General features: G+C 60.3%; 1 protein-coding gene and 1 pseudogene. Both read left to right on the top strand.

The window, feature by feature from the left end; all coding sequences use genetic code 11:
• Window positions 1–646 (top strand): potassium-transporting ATPase subunit KdpA (locus Q674_RS27780; protein ID WP_036199133.1); only part of this gene is annotated, 646 nt, incomplete at its 5' end.
• 34 nt (window positions 647–680) lie between these two features.
• Window positions 681–1,172 (top strand): annotated as a pseudogene (locus Q674_RS0120695) (potassium-transporting ATPase subunit B); the annotation flags it as partial.

The raw sequence follows: 1,172 nt of genomic DNA, 5'->3' as shown, positions 1-1,172 counted from the left end.
CGGGTCCGTCAACGGCATGCACGACAGCTTTAACCCCATTGGCGGCATGATCCCGATGATCGACATGTTCATCAACGTCACCTTTGGCGGTATCGGTGTGGGGCTGATTGGCTACCTGCTGTTCCTGCTGTTGGCGGCGTTTCTGGGCTCGCTGATGATCGGCCGGGCACCGGAAATTGCCGGCAAGGCACTGGAAACCCGGGAAATGAAGCTAGTCTGCATCGCCCTGTTGATCCAGCCCCTGTTGATCCTGGGCTTCAGCGCTATCACCGTTGCCTTCCCATCGTTGACCGGCAACTCCAATCCGGGCTTCCACGGCATCAGCCAGGTGATTTACGAGTACACCTCCGCCTTTGCCAACAACGGTTCCGGCTTTGAAGGGCTTGGCGACAACACCGTGTGGTGGAACGTGACCTGTGCCGTCAACCTGGCGCTGGGTCGTTTCATCCCGATTCTCGCACCGCTGGCAATCGCCGCATCACTGGCCGCCAAGCGTTCCGCGCCGGAAGGTCGGGGCAGCCTGAGCATCGACACGCCCACCTTTGGGCTGATGACCCTGGCGGTGATTGTGATGTTTACCCTGCTGAGCTTTATGCCGGTGCTGATTCTCGGCCCGATCGCTGAAGCCCTGAGTCTGATGTCCTGAGTGGAGAATGATGATGTCCAAGAGAACCCCCAAAATGACTGACTCACTTGATCTGGGCACAGTTGTCGGCCAATCCATCAAGCGGCTGACGCCAAAGGATCTGGCCCGCAACCCGGTCATGATGGTCGTCGGTATCGGAACGGTGATCACCTTTCTGCTGGGCTTGAGCCACCTCGCCCAGGGTGCCCCGGCTGGCCTGGATTTCGCGATCAGTGCGATCCTGCTATTCACCGTCCTCTTCGCCAATGGTGCCGAGTCTGTCGCGGAAGCCCGCGGCAAGGCTCAGGCCGGTGCGCTCCGGGCTACAAGGAAAGACCTGAAAGCCTGCAAACTCGATGGCGAGCAGCACAAGGAAGTGCCCGCCACAGACCTTCGCAAGGGCGACCGGGTGCTGGTAAAACCGAACGAACTGATTCCCGCGGATGGCGAGATTGTTCAGGGCGCCGCGACCATCAATGAGTCGGCGGTCACCGGTGAATCTGCGCCGGTGCTCCGGGAAGCCGGTACCGACAACAGCGGTGTCAGC

The sequence above is a fragment of the Marinobacter sp. EVN1 genome (assembly GCF_000475375.1).
GTDB lineage: Bacteria > Pseudomonadota > Gammaproteobacteria > Pseudomonadales > Oleiphilaceae > Marinobacter > Marinobacter nauticus.
This window is presented reverse-complemented; position numbering and strand designations above follow the sequence as displayed.